At 69.8% G+C, this 16,753-nt stretch carries 19 protein-coding genes; 9 read left to right on the top strand and 10 right to left on the bottom strand.

Annotated elements, in window-relative coordinates:
- Positions 1-23: 23 nt before the first annotated feature.
- The 4 genes from H284_RS0104930 to H284_RS0104915 form a co-directional block, all read right to left on the bottom strand.
- Positions 24-1,241, bottom strand: a complete 1,218-nt coding sequence (locus H284_RS0104930; protein WP_018190140.1) for a hypothetical protein — start codon at positions 1,239-1,241, stop codon at positions 24-26.
- Positions 1,238-2,404 carry a sensor histidine kinase gene (locus H284_RS0104925; protein ID WP_018190141.1) on the bottom strand — a complete coding sequence of 389 codons (1,167 nt, stop codon included), beginning with the start codon at positions 2,402-2,404 and terminating at the stop codon, positions 1,238-1,240. Before H284_RS0104925 ends, H284_RS0104930 begins: the two co-directional genes overlap by 4 nt.
- A 16-nt stretch (positions 2,405-2,420) precedes the next feature.
- Positions 2,421-3,626 (bottom strand): homoserine O-acetyltransferase MetX, encoded by a 1,206-nt coding sequence (gene metX / locus H284_RS0104920; RefSeq protein ID WP_018190142.1) that lies wholly within the window; start codon positions 3,624-3,626, stop codon positions 2,421-2,423.
- Between the two features lie 155 nt (positions 3,627-3,781).
- Positions 3,782-5,104 carry a bifunctional o-acetylhomoserine/o-acetylserine sulfhydrylase gene (locus H284_RS0104915; protein WP_018190143.1) on the bottom strand — a complete coding sequence of 441 codons (1,323 nt, stop codon included), beginning with the start codon at positions 5,102-5,104 and terminating at the stop codon, positions 3,782-3,784.
- A 140-nt stretch (positions 5,105-5,244) separates the two neighbouring features.
- Between H284_RS0104915 and H284_RS0104910 the strand changes: the two genes are divergently transcribed.
- Together H284_RS0104910 and H284_RS0104905 are read left to right on the top strand one after the other, a co-directional pair.
- The gene (locus H284_RS0104910; RefSeq protein WP_196802822.1) at positions 5,245-6,018 is read left to right on the top strand and encodes an SDR family oxidoreductase; all 774 of its coding nucleotides are present in this window, start codon (positions 5,245-5,247) and stop codon (positions 6,016-6,018) included.
- 1 nt (position 6,019) lies between these two features.
- Positions 6,020-6,724: a potassium channel family protein gene (locus tag H284_RS0104905; protein WP_018190145.1), complete on the top strand. Its 705-nt coding sequence runs from the start codon at positions 6,020-6,022 to the stop codon at positions 6,722-6,724.
- Between the two features lie 18 nt (positions 6,725-6,742).
- Here the strand turns inward: H284_RS0104905 and H284_RS0104900 are convergent, their stop codons facing one another.
- Positions 6,743-7,537 carry an aminoglycoside adenylyltransferase domain-containing protein gene (locus H284_RS0104900; RefSeq protein WP_020075354.1) on the bottom strand — a complete coding sequence of 265 codons (795 nt, stop codon included), beginning with the start codon at positions 7,535-7,537 and terminating at the stop codon, positions 6,743-6,745.
- A 2-nt stretch (positions 7,538-7,539) separates the two neighbouring features.
- Complete coding sequence (locus H284_RS0104895) at positions 7,540-9,000, bottom strand: MFS transporter (RefSeq protein WP_018190147.1); 1,461 nt, start codon at positions 8,998-9,000, stop codon at positions 7,540-7,542.
- 42 nt (positions 9,001-9,042) lie between these two features.
- On the opposite strand from H284_RS0104895, the gene H284_RS0104890 reads away from it, so the two are divergent.
- The 6 genes from H284_RS0104890 (at position 9,043) to H284_RS0104865 (ending at position 12,819) form a co-directional block, all read left to right on the top strand.
- Positions 9,043-9,564 (top strand): phosphoribosyltransferase, encoded by a 522-nt coding sequence (locus tag H284_RS0104890; protein ID WP_018190148.1) that lies wholly within the window; start codon positions 9,043-9,045, stop codon positions 9,562-9,564.
- Positions 9,565-9,572: 8 nt separating this feature from the next.
- The gene (locus H284_RS0104885; RefSeq protein WP_026307087.1) at positions 9,573-10,265 is read left to right on the top strand and encodes a uracil-DNA glycosylase; all 693 of its coding nucleotides are present in this window, start codon (positions 9,573-9,575) and stop codon (positions 10,263-10,265) included.
- Between the two features lie 34 nt (positions 10,266-10,299).
- Positions 10,300-10,878 carry a GNAT family N-acetyltransferase gene (locus H284_RS0104880; protein ID WP_026307088.1) on the top strand — a complete coding sequence of 193 codons (579 nt, stop codon included), beginning with the start codon at positions 10,300-10,302 and terminating at the stop codon, positions 10,876-10,878.
- Between the two features lie 117 nt (positions 10,879-10,995).
- Positions 10,996-12,018 (top strand): hypothetical protein, encoded by a 1,023-nt coding sequence (locus tag H284_RS0104875; RefSeq protein ID WP_231371070.1) that lies wholly within the window; start codon positions 10,996-10,998, stop codon positions 12,016-12,018.
- A gap of 19 nt (positions 12,019-12,037) precedes the next feature.
- Positions 12,038-12,589, top strand: a complete 552-nt coding sequence (locus H284_RS0104870) for a DUF2781 domain-containing protein (RefSeq protein WP_018190152.1) — start codon at positions 12,038-12,040, stop codon at positions 12,587-12,589.
- Positions 12,589-12,819, top strand: coding sequence for a hypothetical protein (locus H284_RS0104865; RefSeq protein WP_018190153.1), 231 nt, complete (start codon positions 12,589-12,591; stop codon positions 12,817-12,819). The genes H284_RS0104870 and H284_RS0104865 overlap by 1 nt, the downstream gene beginning before the upstream one ends.
- 7 nt (positions 12,820-12,826) lie before the next feature.
- Here the strand turns inward: H284_RS0104865 and H284_RS0104860 are convergent, their stop codons facing one another.
- The 4 genes from H284_RS0104860 to H284_RS0104845 all read right to left on the bottom strand — a co-directional run bounded on the left by H284_RS0104860 (position 12,827) and on the right by H284_RS0104845 (position 15,484).
- Positions 12,827-13,171 (bottom strand): DMT family transporter, encoded by a 345-nt coding sequence (locus H284_RS0104860; protein WP_442911219.1) that lies wholly within the window; start codon positions 13,169-13,171, stop codon positions 12,827-12,829.
- A 206-nt stretch (positions 13,172-13,377) separates the two neighbouring features.
- Positions 13,378-14,151 carry a hypothetical protein gene (locus H284_RS0104855; protein WP_020075353.1) on the bottom strand — a complete coding sequence of 258 codons (774 nt, stop codon included), beginning with the start codon at positions 14,149-14,151 and terminating at the stop codon, positions 13,378-13,380.
- A complete protein-coding gene (locus H284_RS0104850) occupies positions 14,148-15,065 on the bottom strand; it encodes an ABC transporter ATP-binding protein (RefSeq protein ID WP_018190156.1) in 918 nt (305 codons plus the stop codon). Before H284_RS0104850 ends, H284_RS0104855 begins: the two co-directional genes overlap by 4 nt.
- Entirely contained in the window at positions 15,062-15,484 is a 423-nt protein-coding gene (locus tag H284_RS0104845) for a GntR family transcriptional regulator (RefSeq protein WP_020075352.1), read from the bottom strand. Before H284_RS0104845 ends, H284_RS0104850 begins: the two co-directional genes overlap by 4 nt.
- A 124-nt stretch (positions 15,485-15,608) precedes the next feature.
- Between H284_RS0104845 and H284_RS0104840 the strand changes: the two genes are divergently transcribed.
- A complete protein-coding gene (locus H284_RS0104840) occupies positions 15,609-16,751 on the top strand; it encodes an alpha/beta hydrolase family protein (protein WP_231371069.1) in 1,143 nt (380 codons plus the stop codon).
- Positions 16,752-16,753: the final 2 nt, after the last annotated feature.

The following is a 16,753-nucleotide window of genomic DNA, read 5'->3' as shown; positions in this document are numbered from 1 at the left end:
CTCTCTGTATCGAACCAGCTGGGTCAGACCAGCTCGGCTGATGTGTCGCTCACCGTCGTGATCTCGATGCGCAGGGTCGAACCCGAGAACGACTCGACGTAGCGGCCCACTTTACGGATAGCTTGCCATGCCGCGGGGTCTACCCCGTTTCGCGGCACACCGCTGGTCGAGATCACGATAGCCATTGTGGCCCCGGGATTCGCCGTTCTCGGGTAGGTGCCGACCGGTCGTGTCAGGTCGAGCGTCAGCGTCCGCGGCTGGCCGGCCCCGCTGCGGACCGGGTCGCTGATGAGCAGCCAGACCGCGGTGAGGAGGCCGTCGCGTTGCTCGCGGTTGAGGCCGGCGGCGAGACCGTCCGGGTCGGTCAGCGTCACCGACGGCCCGAGGAGGGCGGACTCGGTGACGGCGTGGTACAGCCACGTCTCCCGGCGGCCCTGGATGAGGTGGAGGCGCAGCTCCGTCGCGATCGAGGCCGCGGCGTCGGCGGTGTCCTCGTCGAGCGGCAGCGCCGTGCGGCCCGTGGCGACGCCATCGAGCAGTCGCTCGGCGGCGAGGTCGAGGCGGGCGAGCTCTTCGGAGGCCAGCATCCCGATGGCGTAGCCGGGGGAGACCACCGTGCTCTGCACCTGGACGAGATCGAGCTCCAGTTGCACCAGTGTGCGGAGCGACCGCACGATCTGCACGCCGACGAGCGGAGGCGCGACCGCGATGGCGACCGTGACCAGACCCGGGCCGAGGAGCTGCAGGTTCGGCAGCGACCGCCAGATCTCGACGACGGCGAGCACGACGCCCAGCACCGCCGTGGCGAGGACGATGTCGCGGGCCGGGCGCACCGGAACGCACAGCAGGAGCGTCGGGCCGACGGCGGCGGCCGCCGTCAGGGGGACGATGGCCCCGCCGATCGGCCAGGTGCCCGCGATGTCCAGCGCCACGGCGGCGGCCCAAACGCCCAAGGCGCCCAGGAAGAGCCACGACGGCAGCTCGTCGGGCAGCCGGAAACGGAGGACGAGGGCGGCCACGAGGGTCACGGCGACGAGCACCCAGGCGGTCACCGTGAAGCCCAGCAGCGGGTACTCGGCGATGTTCAGGCCGAACAGCGTGAGCAGGAACGCGATGAAGGCGACCGTCGCCACGTTGAAGCCGAGGTCGAGGCGTGCGCGGCCGAGCGCATCCCGCTCGTCCCCGGCGGCGCCGCGCGCCAACGGGCTGCGGGGAACGGTCCGCTCGTCGACCCGGGTCACTTCGGCACCTCCAGCACGACGGTCGTCCCGCTGCCGGGCGACGAGAACAGGCGGGCGTTGCCGCCAACATCGCGGAGGCGCGCCACGATCGACTCGGTGAAGCCCAGCCTCCCGGTGTCGATGGAGGCGACGTCGAAGCCCTTGCCGGCGTCCGTCACCATGGCACGCACGTTCGTTTCGTCGTCCGTGATCGTCACGTGCGCCTCGAGAACGCCCGAATGCCTGCGTACGTTCTCCAGGCACTCGCCGAGGGCGAGGAGGAACGCGTCGAGCACGTCGCTGGGGAGCAGCACCTGACCGGCGCCGTGCCAGTTCACCTCGAGTCCCATGCGGCGGAAGCGCTGCTTCACCGACTCGAGCGTGTTGCCCAGGGTGGACTCCTCGACGGGCTTGAGCTTGTAGTCGCCGGACCGGGCCGGGTCGGGCGTGAAGCCGAGCCGAAGCTGCCGGAGGAGAGCCGCATCCTCGGCGGCCTGCTCGCGGAGGGCGCCGTGGCTGACTCCAACGCCGGAGTGCGCGAGGAGCGTGAGGGTCGCCAGCACCGTGTCGTGCAGCAGCCGCGCGCTCTGGCGACGGCGGGCCTCCGTCTCGCTCGCCTGGCGCTCGACCCGGTAGGCGCGGCTCATCGTCGAGATGCGCTTGAGGGTCCGCGGGACGGTGCGGGACAGCCAGACGCCGGTGGCGGTGAGGGCGATCCACCCGGTCATCGTGAACACCAGCGTCTCGACCATGCGGGATTGGGTCACGCCGAGCGTGACGCCCTGCGCGGTCACCGTCACGGCCGCGGCCGCCACCAGCAGTACGAGCCGGCTGCGGGAGCTCACACCGACCACGCACACGCACGCGACCGATGCGGCGCCGATCACGCTGACAGCGCTGATCGCGGACGGCCCGAGGGCCGTTCCCGGCAGCAGGTGGATGAGGATGAGCGCGACGCCCGCGACCACGATGACCCACATCCACAGGGTCAGTCGCAGCAAGCCGGCCAGCTGCCACTGCGCGTAGCCGAGGCACACGATGAGCACCAGCGACGCCAGGTACAGGGGGAGCGGAAGGGAGCCCGGGATGCTCAGGCAGAAGAGCGCTGTGACCGTAGCTGTCAGCCCGACGGTGCGGGCCGTCGCAGCGAGGAGTCGATCACGCTCCTTCTGGATGCGCGACATGCCCCTCCGTCCTCCGTCACACGTCGAGCAGCCGCCTCAGCTGGGCGCTGACGGCGTCGTCCTCGATCAGGAACCCGTCGTGGCCGAAGTCCGACCGGATCACCACTGGAACTCTACCGTCCAGCGTGACCGGAACATGGTAGGCGATCTGCTCCTGTCCCTCGACCGGGAACAGGCGGTCGCTGTCGATGCCGACGACAAGGGTGCGCGCCGTCACCCGTGACAGCGCTGCGGCGAGGCCACCGCGGCCGCGTCCGACGTCGTGGGAGTTCATCGCCTCCACCAGCGTGATGTAGCTGTTCGCGTCGAAGCGGCGCGTGAACTTGTTGCCGTGGAAGTCGAGGTACGACTCGACGGCGAACCGTCCGCCGCCGCCGAGCGGGCTGATCTCGCTCTGCCATGCCCGCTGGAAGCGTTCGTTCAGCTCGGACGGGCTGCGGTAGTTCAGCAGGGCCATCCGCCGGGCGAGCGCGAGTCCGCGGTGCGGGCCGTCGCCGTCCTCGGCGTCGTAGTACTGGCCGCCGCGGAACAGCGGATCGGTGCGCACCGCCTCGATCTGGACCGAGTTGAGGGCGATCTGGTCGGCGGTCGAATACGGGGGAGCGGCGATCACCGCGAGCCGCTCGACGCGCTCCGGGAACATGACCGCCCACTCCAGCGCCTGCATCCCGCCCATCGAGCCGCCGACGACCGCAGCCCAGCGGTCCAGCCCGATGGCGTCCGCGAGGGCGGCCTGCGCGGCGACCTGGTCGCGGATGGTCGTGAACGGGAAGCGGGCGCCCCACTCGGCGCCGTCCGGGGCGAGGGAGGCGGGACCGGTCGTGCCCTGGCAGCCGCCCAGCATGTTCGGCGCCACGACGTACCAGCGGTCGGTGTCGATCGCCTTGCCGGGTCCGATGATGCCCTGCCACCAGCCGGCCGTGCGGTGTCCGCGGCCGGCGGGCCCGACCGCGTGTGAGTCACCCGTCAGGGCGTGCAGCACCAGCACGGCGTTGTCGCGCTCCGGCGACAGCGTGCCCCAGGTCTCGTAGGCTACCCGGACGAACGGGAGGGTCTCGCCGCTCTCGAAGGAGAACGCGCCGATCCCTGCGAACTGCCGGTCGCCGGCCGGATCGGACTCCTTCCAGGCGCCGCTCGCCGGCGGCTTCCCGAGCAGCGTCCTCGCCTGCGCCTCCGTGATGAAACTCGACGGCGCCGTGTCGGCGGATGTCTGCCACTCCATACCGCTCATTCTCCCGGACGTCGCGCTCCGCCCTCGCTCTGTTACGTCGCGCACTCCCGCCCACCGTCGAGTACGCAAAAACTGCACGCGAAACCGGAGTCTCGCGTGCAGTTTTTGCGTACTCGACGGTGCGCGCCGAGCGGAGGGGCGGAGGGTTACGCGCGGGCGGCCTCGGCGACGGAGCGCGCAGCGGCGAGGCCCGCGGAGAGGTCCGCCTTCAGGTCGTCGACGTTCTCCAGACCCACCGAGAGGCGGACGAGGCCCGGGGTGACGCCGGCGGTCAGCTGCTGCTCGGGCGTGAGCTGCGAGTGCGTGGTCGACGCCGGGTGGATGACGAGGCTGCGGACGTCGCCGATGTTCGCCAGGTGGCTGAACAGCGAGAGGTTGTCGACGAGGGCAGCGCCCGCATCCACACCGCCCTTGAGCTCGAACGAGAGCACCGCGCCGACACCCTTCGGGGCGTACTTGTTGGCGGTCGCGTACCACGGGCTGGTCGGCAGACCCGAGTAGTTGACCGACGCGACATCGGGGTGCGACTCGAGGAACTCGGCGATCTCCTGCGCGTTCTGCGTGTGACGCTCGACACGGAGCGACAGCGTCTCGATGCCCTGGATGAGCTGCCAGGCGCTCGCCGGTGCGATCGCCGCACCGAGGTCGCGGAGCAGCTGCACGCGCGCCTTGATGATGTAGGCGAGGGCGTCTCCGACCGCTGCGGTGTAGCTGGCGCCGTGGTACGACGGGTCCGGCTCGGTGAGGCCCGGGAACTTCTCGACGTTCTTCGACCACTCGAACGAGCCGCCGTCGACGATGATGCCGCCGATGACCGTGCCGTGACCGCCGAGGAATTTGGTCGCCGAGTGGACGACGATGTCGGCGCCGTGCTCGAACGGGCGGATCAGGTACGGAGTCGCGATCGTGTTGTCGACGATCAGCGGGACGCCCGCCTCGTGCGCGACCTCGGCGACGAGGGCGATGTCGAGGATGTTGATCTTCGGGTTGCCGATGGTCTCGGCGAAGAACAGCTTGGTGTTCGGGCGGACCGCGCGACGCCACTCCTCGGCGTCGTCCTGGTTCTCGACGAAGGTGGTCTCGATGCCGAGCTTCGCGAGCGTGTACTTGAACAGGTTGTACGTGCCGCCGTAGATCGAGCTGGAGGAGACGATGTGGTCGCCCGCCTGCGCGATGTTCAGCACCGCGAAGGTCTCAGCGGCCTGACCGGAGGCGACGAGGAGGGCGCCGGTGCCCCCTTCGAGCGCGGCGACGCGCTCCTCGACGACCGCCTGGGTCGGGTTCTGGATGCGGGTGTAGATGTTGCCGAACTCGGCGAGGGCGAACAGGTTCTTCGCGTGCTCCGCGTTGTTGAACACGTACGACGTGGTCTGGTAGATCGGGGTCGCGCGGGCGTTGGTCACCGGGTCGGGAGCAGCGCCGGAGTGGATCTGCTTGGTTTCGAACTGCCAGTCTGCGGCGTCGGTCATGGCGTCTCTCCTTCGGGTCTGTGAGCGCATGATGCGCAGGGTCTGCGAGCGGTCGGCCACCGCCGTTGTCAGCAGGCTAGACGCGCCGTCCCGCGCGGGCAACGTATCCGAAACACGCCGTAACCCGCGACAATGAGGGCATGAGCAGACGTGTGGTCGTGACGGGAGCGAGTTCGGGCATCGGGGCGGCGACGGTCCGCGCCTTCCGCAGCGAGGGCTGGGACGTGGTGGCGGTGGCCCGCCGGGAGGACCGCCTGCGGGCGCTGGCCGACGAGACCGGCGCCGAGTTCGTCGTCGCCGACCTGACGAAGCAGGATGACGTGGATGCGCTCCGCGACCACCTGGCGTCGACCGGCGGCATCCACGCGCTCGTCAACAACGCGGGAGGCGCGCACGGGCTCGACTCCGTTGAGGCCTCCAGCGTCGACGACTGGGTGTGGATGTACGAGATCAACGTCATCGGCACGAAGCGGGTCATCTCCGCCCTCCTCCCGCTGCTGCGGGCCGGCGCGACCGAGACGGGTCACGCGGACATCGCCGTGGTCACCTCCATCGCCGGCCTGACCACGTACGTGGGCGGTGGCGGATACAACGCCGCGAAGTTCGCCGAGCACGCCCTGACCGAGGTGCTGCGGCTGGAGCTGAACGGGGAGCCGATCCGCGTCGTCGAGATCGCTCCGGGGATGGTCGCGACGGAGGAGTTCTCCCTGGTCCGTTTCGGCGGCGACAAGGCCAGGAGGGATGCCGTCTACGAGGATGTGCCCGAGCCGCTCTCGGCCAAGGACGTCGCCGACACGATCGTCCACGCGCTCACCCGCCCCCGCCACGTCGACCTCGACCTGATCGTGGTCAAGCCGGTCGCCCAGGCGGCGCCGTACCGGCTGCACAAGGGCGAGCTGACGGTCCGCGGCTGACATGACCGACGAGGACGACGCGAAGCGCCTCCGCTGGGAGCGCGCGACCGCCTGGCCCGGAATCGCCGCCAGCGCGCTCTTCCTCGTCGCCTACTCGTGGAACATCCTGGACGAGTCCCAATCGACCGCCGTGCACGTGACCCTGCTGGTGGTGCTCGTGGCGGTGTGGCTGTTCTTCTTCATCGACTACGTGATGCGCCTGCTGCTCGCCAAGCACAAACGTGAATTCATCCGCCGGAATCCGGTGGACCTGCTGTCGGTGTTCATCCCGATGGCGCGACCCTTCCGCTTGCTGACGGGGCTCCGTCATCTGAACGGGCTGCAGGGCAACAGCGGGTCTCACCTGCGGCGTCGCATCGTCATCATCGCGTCGAGCTTCATCGTCATGTTCATCTACGTCATCGCGCTCGCCGAGTTCCAGGCCGAGCGCTACGCGCCTGGGTCGAACATCCGCTCCTTCGGCGACGCCGTGTGGTGGGCATGCGTGACCATGGCGACGGTCGGTTACGGGGACTACTACCCGGTCACCATCCCGGGCCGGGTCCTCGCGGTCGTCCTCATGATCGGCGGCGTCGCGATCGTCGGCACCGCGAGTGCGACGATCGTCAGCTACCTGAACGACCGCACGCAGCACCTGCGCCACCACGAGCCGCGGCCGCACGACGCGCATCCCGGCCCGGAGGAGGAGAACGACGCCCCGAGCTGACGCGGTGGCCCAAGCGCATCAGCCGTCAGCGACGGCCACGCACGCCCGCAGCAGCTGGATGGCCTGGCGCGCGTCCTGCACCGAGAACTCCTGACGCTCGCCCGCCCGGTCGCGCACCGCCCGCTCGAGAAGCTCGGCGTGCTCCGGCCAGCGTTCGGCGGCGAACGCGGCGGCGGCGGTCTTCGAGAGCACCTCGCCCGTCTCGATGGTGGCGACCAGCCGGATGGGGCCGAGCGCCACCCAGCGCACGGTCTCCGCGCGCACAGGGCCTTCGTCCGGCCGGTCGGCGAGCTCGGCTTCGAGGCCGTCGCCGATCCGCTGCCAGTAGTCGAGCAGGTTGTCGCGCGAGAACGCGACGACCCCCTCCGCGGTCTGCGGGTGGCGGTCGGCGACCGGCGACCAGATGACGTCGCCGCCGTCGACGATGCCCTGAACACCAGACTCCAGCTCCCGCCAGGTGATCCAGCTGAGCTGCGCGCCCGCGAGCGCGGAGACCAGCACGCCTTCGACCACCTGGGGAGCGGTCTGGACCACATCCGGCCCGCGTGCGATCTCCGACTCGGTCAGGTACACGCCGTCGATGTGCGGCTGGGAGGAGGCGTGAAGCTCAGCGAGCGCGGGCAGGTCGTCGACCGGGTCGCGGGTGACGACGAACACGACATCGATGTCGCTTACTCCCGGATGCCAGTCCCCGGCGACCGCGGAGCCGGTGACGATCGCGCGGCTCACGAGTCCGGGCGCGAGGCGTCTCTGCTCCAGGAGGAACGCGGTGAGCGCGTCGGCGACGGCGGGCGGGAGCTGCTGCTCGGACATGGTCACTCCAGGGCGGGTTCGGGATCCGCGAACGCGAGCCGCGGCACGAAGAAGAGGAGCACCGCGGCGACGAGCGCGCCGAGGCCGCAGATGGTCCAGACGAGCATGTAGCCGAAGAGGCTGGCGGCCGTGGCCGTCACGGTGGCGGCGCCCGCGAGCAGCACGACGCCGAAGACGGCGGACGCGAACGATCCGCCGATGGTCTTGGTGGTGTTCGTCAGGGCGGTGGCGACGCCGGTCTGCCCGCGCGGTGCGGCGGCCGCGGCCGCCGCGGGGAGCGCGCCGACGAGCGCGCCGGAGCCGATTCCTGCGATCGCCATGTTGGTGAACACCTCCCAGGTCTGGAGGTGGAACGGCAGGAACATCAAGTAGCCGATCGCGACGAGGAAGGCGGCGCCGATCAGGGTGACCCGCGGCGTCAGCCACGACGACACGAGCGGGAACAGCAGCGCTCCGACGATCATCGAGATGAGGTACGCGCCGATCAGGATGCTGCGCTGGCCGGCCGAGAGCCCGAGCCCGTAGCCGTTCGCCGGATCCGTGCCCGCATACGTGCTGAGCGGCGCCTGCGCGCCGAGGAGGCTGATCCCGATGAGGCCGGCGGTGAGCTGCACCGGCCACATGGTGGGGCGGCGGAGCACGCGCAGGTCGATGGCGGGGTCGGCCTGGCGCAGCTCCCAGCGCCCGAACGGGAGGAACGCGAGCACGCCGACCGCGATCAGCACCCACACCCACCACGTCCCGACACCGTTGAGGCGGAGGAAGGTGAGGCCTGAGGTGATCAGGAGCAGGCCGAGCGCCAGCAAGGTGAAGCCGACGCCGTCGAGGCTGCGGCCGGGGACGGGCTCCGACTCGGGAACGCCGAAGAGGATCGCGAAGAACACGAGCGTGACCGCCACCGCCGGCACCAGGAGGGTGAGCGTCACATCCCCGCCGAGGGCCTCGAAGAGCAGTCCGGCGCCCACCGCGCCGACGATCGCCCCGGCCTCCAGGGCGACGACGAGCAGACCGGCGGCGCGTCGCGTGCCCGACGCGGCCGTCCCGGTGCGGCGTCCACGGTCGAAGATCAGGGCGACCTCCAGCGGAAGCCAGACCACGTAGAAGCCCTGGAGCGCGAACGCCAGCAGATAGGTCGTGAAGTCGCCCGCGAACGCGAGCCACCACGTCGAGAGGGCGGTAACGGCGGTGGCGATCAGCAGGATGCGCTTGTGCCCGAACATGTCGCCGAGCTTCGCCAGCACGGGCACCACCAGGGCGGAGACGAGCAGCTGGGCGGCCTCGAACCAGTTGTAGTCGGCGTCGTGGATGCCGAGGTGCTTCACGATGTCTGAGATCAGCGGGACGTAGTACCCCTGCAGGATGCCGCTGGTCAGCTCGACGAGGGCGAGCCAGCCGATCAGGCCCGCCGTAGTGCCGATGACGACCGCCGCCCGGCGTTGGGCCGACGTCTTCTCCGAAGTCATGCGCGGATGCTAACACCCGGGTGGCCCCGGTACGGTAGAGCAATGGCCAGCGAACTCGACGATTCCGGTGCAGACGTCCTTCAGGAGGCGGAACGGGAGGTCCTCGGCTGGTTGGAGTTCGGTGAAGCATCACGTCATCTGGCCGGTGAGGTCGTGGAGTCCGGGTTCGAGCCGGACATGGTGGTCGCGATCGCCCGCGGCGGCCTGCTGCTCGCGGGAGCCATCTCGTATGCCCTCGGCATCAAGGCGTGCGGCGCCCTGAACGTCGAGTTCTACACGGGCGTCGACACCCGTCTTCCCGAGCCCGTCGTCCTCCCGCCGATGCTCGACTCCGCGGCCCTGCAGTCCAAGCGCGTCCTGCTCGTCGACGACGTGTCCGACTCCGGCCGGACCCTCGCGATGGTCGTCGACCTGATCGCGGCCTCCGGCGCGGACGTCCGCACCGTGTGCCTCTACTCCAAGCCGCGGACCGTGCTCGAGCCCGACTTCGTCTGGCGACGCACCGACCGCTGGATCACCTTCCCGTGGTCCGCCCTCCCGCCGGTGACGGCCGCGACCCACTGAGCGGGACCGTGCCGAAGACGCTGGCGGAGCTGGCCGCCGACGGTTCGATGGACCCGGGATGGGCGGCCGCCCTCGAGCCGGTCGCCGACCGCATCGCCGCGATGGGCGACTTCCTCCGCGCCGAGGTGGCCGCCGGCCGCCCCTACCTGCCCGCCGGCGACGCCGTCCTGCGGGCTTTCCGCGCTCCGCTGGCCGACGTCCGCGTTCTGATCGTCGGCCAGGACCCGTACCCGACGCCCGGGCATCCCATCGGGCTGTCGTTCGCCGTCGACCGGCACGTGCGCCCTCTGCCGCGCAGCCTCCAGAATATCTACCGCGAGCTGCGCGACGATCTGGGCGTGGTGCCGCCGCCGCACGGCGACCTGGGCGCGTGGTCCGACCACGGGGTCATGCTGCTCAACAGGGTGCTCACGGTCCGGCCGGGGGAGCCGGCCTCGCACCGCGGGAAGGGATGGGAGGCCGTGACGGAGCACGCCATCCGCTCGCTCGTCGCGCGCGGCCGGCCGTTCGTGTCCATCCTGTGGGGGAGGGATGCGGCGACGCTCACTCCGCTGCTCGACGGCAACCCGGTGATCGAGTCGGCGCACCCCAGCCCGCTGTCGGCGTCGCGCGGCTTCTTCGGGTCGAAGCCCTTCTCGCGCGCCAACGCCCTGCTCACCAAGCTGGGCGAGAAACCGGTCGACTGGTCGCTCGAACCGTAACCCGCACGCAATACGCGCGACGTAGGCTTGACGGGTGCTGGAAGAGGAATACCAGGAACGTCGGGTGCTGCCGCGGCACCTGCGGAAGCCCGCGCCCACCGAGGCGCCGTTCGAGTACGCGATCCGCGAGGCGCGGCCCGAGGATCTCCCGCACATCCGTGAGATCTACAACCACTATGTGGCCAACAGCACCGTCACCTTCGACGAGGATGCGATGACGCTGCGCGAGTGGAAGAGCAAGTACGCGTACCTCAAGAAGCTCGGGATGCCGTTCATCGTGGCCGAGTCGCCGTCCGGCCAGATCCTCGGCTACGCGCTGGTGCAGCCGTGGAAGCAGAAGCGCGCGTACCGGTTCACGGTCGAGAACTCGATCTACCTGGGCGCCGCATCCACCGGCAAGGGCCTCGGTCCGGTCCTGATGCAGGAGCTGATCGACCGATCCAAGGCGGCGGGACTCAAGGAGATCATCGCGGTGATCGCCGACAAGGGCGCGGAGGCGTCCATCCGGATGCACGAGAACTTCGGTTTCACCGAGATCGGCCGGATGGGCCGCGTCGGCTACAAGTTCGATCGCTGGCTCGGCACGGTGCTGATGCAGAAGTCGCTGAAGTAACGCTTCGGCAACGCACGGTATCACGGGCTCGGGCATCCACTAGCGTTCTCCTGAGCGCCCGTTCCGGGCGCATGCCGAGGGGGGAATATGAACGGGCGCATTGCTCGAAGTCTCGTGGTGTCCGCTGCGCTGGCGCTGGTCCTGACCGGATGTGCACATAGTGTTCCCGGGGCTCAGCCGACGCCGCATACGGCGTCGCCCACTCCGACGCCGACCCCGGTCATCACGACGCAGCCCGTCCGCGTCCCGACCACATGCGACCAGCTCGTGCCGGCGGGAGTGCTCGCCCGGATCGGTACGGGTCTCGTTCCCGAGGAGGCGTCGCACACCCCGTACCTGTCGTCGTGGATGAACGAGCGCGTCGGTGCGCTCACCTGTTCGTGGTCGAACGGTGCCGACGTGTCCAGCGCCGATCTTCTGCGACTCGTCGTGACGGTCGGTCCCGAGGTCACGCGCGAGGGCTTCGAGGGGTTCCTCAACGGCGAGCAGGGCGCAGGGATCCACTACCCGGCGGGCGGACCGGACTCGTACACGTTACGGGTTCAGGACAGGCCCGTCGGCTTCTTCTTCCTGACCCCGCACTACGGGGTCGCCGCGAATCTCGTGGCCGGGCTGGGCGCACATTTCCCGTCCGACGCGGACGCCATCGCCCTTAATCAGGTCTCCGGCGTGGTCTCGGCTCTCGCAGCCCCTGGTCCGCTGTGGACGCCGTCCCCGACGCTCACCGGTGCGACGGGATGCGACGGGCTGGCGACGGCGGACCAGCTCGGTTCTCTCGGCGGCCTGCCTTCCGCGCGGGAGGTCAAGAGCGACGCCGGGGAGTACTCGCTGTCGGTGTTCGACATCGACCGCCAGGTCGGCGGGTACTGGTGCACGTGGGTGTCCGACGATGCATCGGACACCGCCTCGATCAGCGCCGGCGTACTGCCCGGAGGGGCCGAGTATGCGAAGAAGGTGCGCCCAGCGGGATCCGTCGACGTTCCGGGAGTCGGGGCATCCGCGTACCGGAGCCCGGACGGCGAGCTGAATGTGATCGCGGACGGCGGCTGGGTACAGGTGCACGGCTACGACGGCGTCACGCCCGAGCAGCAGACGGCGTTGGCGAAACAGGTGCTCCTCAACGTCGGCTACAGCGGCTGACGGGCGCTAGGCTCGCCGCGTGAGCACCGTGACCCCTGGAACCGCGACGAGCGGAGTCGCCACCGCACCGGTGACGCCCGCCAACCTGCCTCTGCGCAAGCGTCCGGTCGACATCTTCTTCATCGTGATGTTCTCGCTGTTCATCGTGACCTGCATCATCAGCGATGCGATCCCCACGCTCGGGATCCCGCAGACCGCGACGACGACGAACATCCTGGCGCAGTGGAACTACACGTACTCGTCGCAGTACGACCCGCTCTACATGCAGGAGCCGCTCTGGCTGCGGTTCATCACCGGGACGAGCGCCTTCGTCTATCTGCCGTTCTACGTGCTCCTGGTCGTCTGCCTCGTGAAGGGTTTCAACTGGATCCAGCTGTTCGCGGTGATCTACGCGACGATGATCATCAGCCTCACGGCCATCCCGATCTTCGGGGTCGAGTTCTTCGGTCCGGTGGGGCAGCGCACGCCCAACCCGGTCGTCTTCCTGCTCTACAACGGGCCGTACGTGCTGGTGCCGTTGCTGCTGCTCATCCGGATGCGCAAACCGCTGCCGTTCACGAGGAGGTTCTGATGCCGCTGCTGGAAGACCTGACCGTCTACGAGGACGGCGATCGCTACGACGTCTACGACCACTCGTTCCCGGACGAGGATGCGGAGCTCGGCCGCGGCCGGCTGCTCGGCGCGGTGACCGTCACGCCGGAGGGGGAGTACATCCCGGCCGGGGAGGGCGCCCGCTACGAGTACATCGCCCCCGCCCGGACGCTGGACGAGGCGCTCGGCGCGTTCGTCGGCTCGGCCTGACCGACCGCTAGGCCGGGTGCTTCGCGCCCAGTTCGAGCAGTCCGACGCCGCCGATCACGAGCACAAGTCCGGCGATCTGCACCCAGGTGAGCGACTCCTTGAAGAACACCCAGGAGATGATCGCGATCGCCGCGACACCGACGGCCGACCAGATCGCGTACGCGATTCCGAGGGGCACGCCGCGGCCGAGCGCCAACGACAGTGCGAAGAACGACGCGACGTAGCCGACGACGACGATGACGAACGCCCACCACTTCGGGTTGTCGCCGGAGGTGAACTTGAGGAACGTCGTCGCGACGACCTCGGTCGCGATGGCGACGGCGAGAAACAGGTAGCCCAGCACGGAAGACACGCTAGCGAACGGTGAGCGCGTTCTCGCATCCCGCTATGAGTTCACCGCACGTTCTGTCGCGCGTCGCCGGCGCGGCTTAGCCTGACCTCGACGACATCGTCGGACGGCGTGGAGACCGCGCCGGCCGAGTGAGGCCGATGGCATGAAACCGTGGCCGGGAGTGCGAGACTCCCGGCCACGTCCATGCCCGGCATCCGCCGGTCCGCTCAGCTGCGCGGGGTCGCCCGCCCGAGCACCGCGTACCCGGCGATCGCCGCCACCGCGGTCGGGAGCAGCAGCCACGCCGAGACACCGAGGGGGCCGTTCGCGGCGAACCAGTCGCCCACAGCCGGCCAGCTCTGCGTGAGGGTGATCAGCGCGATGGCGCCGACAACGAGCAGGATGAAGACCGCACCGGCGGCGAGGATGCCGTTCATCCGCCAGCGCATGAAGAGCGCAGCGGAGAACGCACCGACGGCGAAGAAGAACAGCATGGTGGCGAACACCGTGAAGAGGCGGCCGCCGAGACTCTCCCCGTCGAAGTAGACCGACGTGAACAGGTGGCCGCCGAGGCCCCAGCCGTTCGTCCACTCCTCGATGGCCGAGAGCAGGGTGAACCCGACGGCGTAACCGGCGGCGAGCATGAGGAAGGTCAGCCCGGAGCCGAGTGCGAAGTCGCGCCGGGTGGTGCTGTAGCCGAGCGCGAAGGGGAACGTCCCCGTGATGACCTGGATGCCCACCACGAGCATGTAGACGAAGATGTAGAACGCGCCGCCGCTCCACTGCGTGCCGTCCATCGCGTCGGCACGGTCGGCCGGGCTCGTCGCCGCCCAGATGATCCACCAGATCAGCCAGTTCACCAGCCCGATGAAGAACATGATCATGGCCGGGATCCAGATCACCGTCCACTTGTTGACGAGGTTGAGGCGCACGACGCGCCAGACGCGGCGCCCCAGCGGGGGAGCGGCGATCAGGGCGGGGGCGGGGTTCGCGATGGTCATGCTGTCTGCTCGATTCCTGTCTCACGGACGTCGGTCTTGCGGACGATCAACTGCTGGAGGGACACCGGCGCGAGTTCGAGCCCCGCCGCCGCTGCCTGGGAACGGTCGGAGGCGCTGAGGCCGGCGACGGTCACGGAGGCGAGGCCGCCGACGCCGTCGCGGTGCAGCACCTCGCGTGCGCGGACGAACTCGTCGACGGCTCCGCGCGGGCCGACCACGGTGGTGGCGGAGGTGCGCAGGGTCTCGGCATCCTCATCCATCAGGATGCGGCCCTGGTCGATGACGATGACGTGCTCCAGGAGGTTCGCCACCTCGTCGATCAGGTGGGTCGAGAGCACCACGGTCCGTGGATGCTCGGAGAAGTCCTCGAGGAGGCGGTCGTAGAACAGTTGACGCGCGACGGCGTCCAGTCCGAGGTAGGGCTCGTCGAAGAACGTCAGCGGCGCGCGCGACGCCAGTCCGACGATCACGCCGATCGCCGAGAGCTGCCCGCGGGAGAGCTTCTTGATGCGCCGATTGAGGGGCAGCCGGAACTCGTCCACGAGCTGCTCCGCGTACTCGGCGTCCCAGTTCTCGAAGAACCAGGGCGCGCTGCGCAGGACGTGCTTCGGCTGGAAGTCCTCGGGGTACCGCTGGCTCTCCTTGATGAAGCAGATGTTCTGCAGCACGCGCGGGTTCTCGGTCGGCTTCTCGCCGAAGACGTGGATGTCGCCCTGCGTGGCGAAGTCCTGCCCGGTGATGAGCTGCATCAGCGTCGTCTTGCCTGCGCCGTTGCGGCCGAGGAGGCCGTGGATGCGGCCCGGCTTCATGGTGACGGACACGTCGTCGATCGCTGTGAACGATCCGAACCGTTTGGTCAGGCCCGACACCTGCACCGCCGGGGCGATGGAGGTCGGGGCGGGGGCGGCGCTCATGCGCTCACTCCTTTCGGCGGGGACGCCGGCGGCGTCGTCTGGATGTGCGGGGTGGCCGGTCGCTCATCGGCGGCCGTCTGGATCATGCGGGTCAGCTGCTCTGCGCCGATGCCGAGCTTCGCGGCCTCGGCGAGCAGCGGGCGGAGGTACTCGTCGCTGAACGCGTCGCGGCGCTTGGCGACGAGCCGCTCGCGCGCGCCGTCGGAGACGAACATTCCGATGCCTCGTTTCTTGTAGAGGATTCCGTCGTCGACCAGGAGGTTCACGCCCTTGCCCGCCGTTGCCGGGTTGATCCGGTAGAAGGCGGCGAACTCGTTCGTGGACGGCACCTGGGTCTCGGCGGGGTAGACCCCGTCGATGATGTCGTCTTCGATCTGCTCGGCGATCTGGACGAAGATCGGCTTGCCTTCGTCGATCACGCGAGCTTCACCGGTTCGTTACTCATGTAACTAACCAACCAGGCTGAGCGTGCGATGTCAAGAGCCGGTTTCCGCGTCACGAAGCGGCACCTCGTCTCGTCCCCCGGGTATGGGGTGGATTCTCGTGGCCGTCGCAGCGGCCGGCCTGCTCTGGGCCGGCGGGCTGTGGTGCGTCCGGCGTGCCCGAGTCGCGCTCGCGCGTGCAATCGTCGCGCCCGGCCCGCGGCCGCAGACCCGCATCCACGGCAGCACCGACACGACCGTCACGCTCGAGGCCGACCGGCGCACGCTCCACCGGGGCCAGTTCGGCCTCTGGTTCGGCGATGGCGGGCACGCCGTCGTCGGTCACGCCGTCGCCTACGACCGCGATGCGGGAACCGTCGCCCGGGAACTGCTGGAGGTCACCGGCGATCTGTCGGCGGCGGATGAGGGGGTGTGGACGGGGCACCTCCACCCCGATCCGGCCGCGCTTCGGCGACGATACGGGGAGGTTCAGCTCCCGGTGCCGGGCGGAGCGGCGCCGGCGTGGGTGATCGTGCCGGAGGAGCCCCGGCATCCGGTCACCTGGGCCATCCACATCCACGGGCACAACAGCACGCGCGTGACGGCCCTCCGCTCCGTGCCGGCGACGGACGCCCTGGGCATGACCTCCCTCGTCGTCTCGTTCCGCGGCGACGGGGAGGGGCCGACCGTGCCGGGCGGCGCCTCCCAGCTCGGGCAGCGCGAATGGGAGGACGTGGATGCGGCGATCGCCTTCGCGCTCGCCCACGGCGCCGAGCGGGTGGTGCTCGTCGGCTGGTCGCTCGGGGGAGCGCTCGCACTGCAGCTCACCGAGCGGAGCGCGCACCGGGCGGCCATCGACCGGCTCGTGCTCGTCGCGCCGGTCACCGACTGGCGCGCGGCGATCCGCAACGTGGCAGCCGAGCGCGGGCTTCCCGGGTGGGTCGGGTCGCTCGCGATCCGGGCGCTCGCCGATCCGGTCACGGCCGCGAAGTCGGGCCTGCCCGAGCCGATCGACTTCGACCTGCTCGACTGGTCGCGACCGGGGAGGCTCACCGTCCCGACACTCGTGCTGCACTCCGATGGCGACCGCGAGGTGCCGCTGTCGTCGTCCCTGCTGTTCGCTATGGCCAACCCGCGCCTGGTCCGGCTCGTGGAACTCCCTCCGGCCGAGCACACGTGGGAGTACAACGTCGACCCCGCGGCGTTCAACGCCGCCGTCATCGAGTTCCTGCAGCCGGCGCGGGAGGACGGCGCGGTCGGCTAGCC

It is taken from the genome of Cryocola sp. 340MFSha3.1 (genome assembly GCF_000383315.1).
Classification (GTDB): Bacteria; Actinomycetota; Actinomycetes; order Actinomycetales; family Microbacteriaceae; genus Leifsonia.
This window is presented reverse-complemented; position numbering and strand designations above follow the sequence as displayed.

Excerpts from the sequence above, each read along its gene's own strand:
- H284_RS0104855 (WP_020075353.1), bottom strand. The coding sequence starts at position 14,151 with ATGACCATCGCGAACCCCGCCCCCGCCCTGATCGCCGCTCCCCCGCTG.
- metX (WP_018190142.1), bottom strand. The coding sequence starts at position 3,626 with ATGGAGTGGCAGACATCCGCCGACACGGCGCCGTCGAGTTTCATCACG.
- H284_RS0104905 (WP_018190145.1), top strand. The coding sequence starts at position 6,020 with ATGACCGACGAGGACGACGCGAAGCGCCTCCGCTGGGAGCGCGCGACC.
- H284_RS0104925 (WP_018190141.1), bottom strand. The coding sequence starts at position 2,404 with ATGTCGCGCATCCAGAAGGAGCGTGATCGACTCCTCGCTGCGACGGCC.
- H284_RS0104915 (WP_018190143.1), bottom strand. The coding sequence starts at position 5,104 with ATGACCGACGCCGCAGACTGGCAGTTCGAAACCAAGCAGATCCACTCC.
- H284_RS0104900 (WP_020075354.1), bottom strand. The coding sequence starts at position 7,537 with ATGTCCGAGCAGCAGCTCCCGCCCGCCGTCGCCGACGCGCTCACCGCG.
- H284_RS0104890 (WP_018190148.1), top strand. The coding sequence starts at position 9,043 with ATGGCCAGCGAACTCGACGATTCCGGTGCAGACGTCCTTCAGGAGGCG.
- H284_RS0104895 (WP_018190147.1), bottom strand. The coding sequence starts at position 9,000 with ATGACTTCGGAGAAGACGTCGGCCCAACGCCGGGCGGCGGTCGTCATC.
- H284_RS0104850 (WP_018190156.1), bottom strand. The coding sequence starts at position 15,065 with ATGAGCGCCGCCCCCGCCCCGACCTCCATCGCCCCGGCGGTGCAGGTG.
- H284_RS0104910 (WP_196802822.1), top strand. The coding sequence starts at position 5,245 with ATGAGCAGACGTGTGGTCGTGACGGGAGCGAGTTCGGGCATCGGGGCG.
- H284_RS0104865 (WP_018190153.1), top strand. The coding sequence starts at position 12,589 with ATGCCGCTGCTGGAAGACCTGACCGTCTACGAGGACGGCGATCGCTAC.